This window comes from uncultured Phenylobacterium sp. (assembly GCF_902826855.1).
Taxonomy (GTDB): Bacteria; Pseudomonadota; Alphaproteobacteria; order Caulobacterales; family Caulobacteraceae; genus Phenylobacterium.
Genome location: NZ_CADEGK010000182.1, coordinates 1 through 3,658, shown reverse-complemented (window position 1 = coordinate 3,658; position 3,658 = coordinate 1). Strand labels below are relative to the sequence as shown.

The following is a 3,658-nucleotide window of genomic DNA, read 5'->3' as shown; positions in this document are numbered from 1 at the left end:
TCGGCACCGAGTTCAACGTCCTGCGCCATGCCGGCGTGGTCCGCGTCACCGTCCGGCGCGGGGTGGTGGAGGTCCGGGCGGCCGGGACCCCGGAGGCGCAACCCATCGCGCGTCTCCGCAAGGGGCAGGCGCTATCTCACCGCGAGGGCGAGCAAGGCGATGCCGTGACGGCGGCCGACCCCGACGCCGCGTTGGCCTGGACGGAAGGCCGTCTCGTCTTCCAGGGCGAGCCCCTCGGCGAGGTGGCGGCCACCCTCAACCGATACGTTGCGACACCCATCACCGTGGCGCCCGACGCCGCCGGCTTGAAGGTGACCGCGACCCTGGCCATGGGCGATGAGGAGGACATGCTGCGCAGCCTTTCGGCATTCCTCCCCGTGCAGGTCGAGCGGCTTCCCGATAGTATGAGGCTGAGCCTGCGTCGCCCGACGCGCTGAGTCGGCTGGCCTCATGAAATTTCGCCGCCGGACCGTGGGCCTGGCAGGATTGGTGGTCGCTCTGAGCGCGCTGGCAGGCTCCGGCCAAGCGCGCGAGGCCATCTACACGATCCGGATTCAGCAACAGGCTCGCGAGGCGGCGCTGATGGCGCTGGGCCGGCAGGCCGGGGTGTCCCTGGGGTTCGCGCCCGGCGCCCGATGCGGCGGCCAGGCCGGTGTCTCCGGACACATGAGTCTCGACCAGGCGCTGGCGCGGCTGCTGGACGGTTCGGACTGCGTCGCCTCGCGGCCGGACCCGCGGACTGTCGTCGTACGCGCTCGTCCGTCGCGGCCTCTGCGGCCTGCAGACCCGCCGCCGCAGCTTCCAACCGACCTGGGCGAGGTGGTGGTCACCGCCGACAAGACGGAGACGCTGCTGTCAGCCTCGCCCTACGGTCTCACGGCGGCGACCGGCGCCGAGCTCGAGCGGCGTGGCGTGACGGATGTTCGCGACCTGACCCTGCTCGCTGCGGGGGTGACCGTGACCAACCTCGGGCCCGGCCGAGACAAGGTCCTGCTGCGCGGGCTGTCCGATGGACCCCTAACGGGACACACCCAGTCCACCGTGGGCCTCTATCTCGGCGACCTGCGTCTCACCTACAACGCCCCGGATCCCGACCTGCCGTTGATCGATATGGCGCGGGTCGAGGTGCTGCGGGGGCCACAGGGATCGCTCTACGGCGCGGGCTCGATCGGGGGGATCCTGCATCTCGTCCCGCAGGCTCCCGACACGGCCATGAGATCGGGTCGTTTTTCGTTGGGCGCCTCTACCACCGCCCACGGCGCGCCGTCGGGGCTGGCCGAGGGCCTCTGGAACCAGCCGCTCGCCGGTGGACGTGGCGCCGTCCGTGTCGTCGCCTGGTCCGAAATCACCGGCGGCTATCTCGACAACCCGCGACGGGGAAAGACCAATGTCGATCGTACGAAGCGCCAGGGCTTTCGTGTTTCGGGGCTTTGGCGCGCCAGCGACGACCTCATGCTGGAGGCCACCCTGGTCGATCAGACGATCGGCACGCGGGACGCCCACTATGTCGACGCCGAGGCCGGTCCCAGGACGCGCACAAGCGTGGTCGCGGAACCCCATGACAATGACTTCCTGGCGCTCATGCTTGCGGCGCGTTGGTCGCCCTCCTGGGGACGCCTGACCGCCAGCGTCGGCGCTCTCGACCACGACGTCGGGACGATCTACGACGCGACCAGGGCTCCCAACGCCCTGGTGGCGGCGGGCGCCCATCCGCTTCTCTTCCAGGACGGGAACGAGATCCGAGGGCTGGTGAGCGAGCTCCGGTTCGCATCGACGGCCGGCCGGCGCCTGCGCCTGACCGCGGGCCTTTTCAACGCGATCGGCGACCAGCGCCTGGACGCCGAGCTTACGCCGGTGGAGGCGGGCGCAGGTTACGCCGAGGTTCGCCGCGATCGCTTGCGGGAAAGCGCCGCGTTCGGCGAGGCCTCCTACGACCTGACGCGAGACTTGACCCTCACGTTCGGCGGACGGCTCTACGAAGCCCGCCTGCGCACGCGGTCGGATATTACGCTCGGCCCACCGGTCCGCAGCTTCGCGGGCAAATCCCACGACGCGGGTTTCGCGCCAAAGCTTTTGGCCGCCTATCGACCGGCGCCCGGCCTGACGTTCTATGTCCAGGCCGCGGAGGGCTATCGGACGGCCGGGTTCAACACCAGCGGCCCCGCCGGCCAGGTCTTCGGCTCTGGACCGAGCGACGCACAGCCGCTGCGTCGCTATGCCGGCGACGAACTCAGGAGCTACGAGGCCGGCTTCCGGTGGCGGCTGGTCGACCGGGGCCTGGCGATGCGCGCGGCCGTGTTCCAGGCGGTCTGGACTGACATCCAGGCCGACCTCGTCCTGCCCTCCGGGCTGCCGTTCACGGCCAACCTCGGCGACGGCCGGAGCCGGGGAATGGAGGTCGAGGCCAGCTACGAGCGGGGCCACTTCTCGCTGTCCGGAAACCTGGTGTGGCAGGATCCGGACCTACGGCGGCCTGCGCCGGGATCGCCGGGACGGCCGGATGCGGGGCTCCCCGGCGTCCCCGATCTGACCCTCGCCACCCGGGCAAGTTATCGTGTGGCCCTCGGCGGCGCGCACGACCTCGATCTCGCCGCCAGCTACGCCTACACGGGGCGCTCGCGACTGAATCTGGATCCGCGGGCGGCGACGACGATGGGTGGCTACAGCGAGATGCGCCTCTCCGCGACGCTTCTGGCGGGCGACTACAGCCTACGGCTGGCGCTGGACAATGCGCTCGACAGCCACGGTGACACCCTGGCGTTCGGAAACCCTTTCTCATTCCGATCGCAAGCCCAGGAGACGCCCCTCCGGCCCCGGACCTTGGCCCTCCATGTCGCTCGCGGATTCTGACCTGTTGCTGCAGATCAAAGCTCCACGGCGACCGGCGGGCCAATCGTTGAGCGTCGTGGGTTCAATACGAACGGGGATGCAATGGCACGGCTGAAAACGCACGTCGAACGGCATGCCGTGTCCAGGATCGGCTGGCTGCGAGCCGCCGTCCTGGGCGCCAACGACGGGATCGTGTCGACCGCGAGCCTGATCGTGGGCGTGGCGGCGGCCGAGGCCGCGCGGGACGACCTCATCCTCACGGGGTTCGCCGGCCTGGTCGCCGGGGCGATGTCTATGGCCGCGGGCGAGTATGTCTCGGTCAGCTCGCAGGCCGACAGCGAGGCGGCGGACCTGGCGCGCGAGCGGCAGGAACTCGCCACCGCGCCCGGGCAGGAACTGGACGAGATGACCTCGATCTACGTCGCGCGCGGGCTGACGCCCGACCTGGCGCGGCAGGTCGCGGAGCAGTTCAACGCAGGGGACGCTCTGGCGGCCCACGCGCGGGACGAACTCGGCATTTTCGAGCACACCCAAGCCAGGCCGGTGCAGGCGGCGCTGACGTCCGCGCTGACCTTCTCGGTCGGCGCGGCGCTTCCGCTGGGAGTCGCGCTGGTCGCGCCCCTGCCCAGCCTCATAGCCGCTGTGTCGGTGGCGGCGCTGGCCTTCCTGGGGCTTTTGGGCTGGGTCGGAGCCAGGGCCGGCGGCGCGAGCCCGTGGCGACCAGCCTTGCGCGTCATGTTCTGGGGCGCGCTCGCCCTTGCAGCGACCGCTCTGATCGGCAAGGCGTTCGGCTCCGTGGTCTAGCCCGCCGCTTGACCGACCGGGCGCA

At 70.7% G+C, this 3,658-nt stretch carries 2 protein-coding genes and 1 pseudogene (1 of these 3 cut by a window edge); all 3 read left to right on the top strand.

The annotated features are described in order from the left end of the window. Nucleotides 1–437 (top strand): annotated as a pseudogene (locus QZV94_RS19765) (FecR domain-containing protein); it begins 550 nt to the left of the window's first position. 13 nt (nt 438–450) lie between these two features. Further along, entirely contained in the window at nt 451–2,850 is a 2,400-nt protein-coding gene (locus tag QZV94_RS19760) for a TonB-dependent receptor (RefSeq protein ID WP_293680842.1), read from the top strand. Nucleotides 2,851–2,931: 81 nt separating this feature from the next. Beyond that, nucleotides 2,932–3,633, top strand: a complete 702-nt coding sequence (locus tag QZV94_RS19755) for a VIT family protein (RefSeq protein WP_293680839.1) — start codon at nt 2,932–2,934, stop codon at nt 3,631–3,633. The last annotated feature ends 25 nt before the right edge of the window (nt 3,634–3,658 follow it).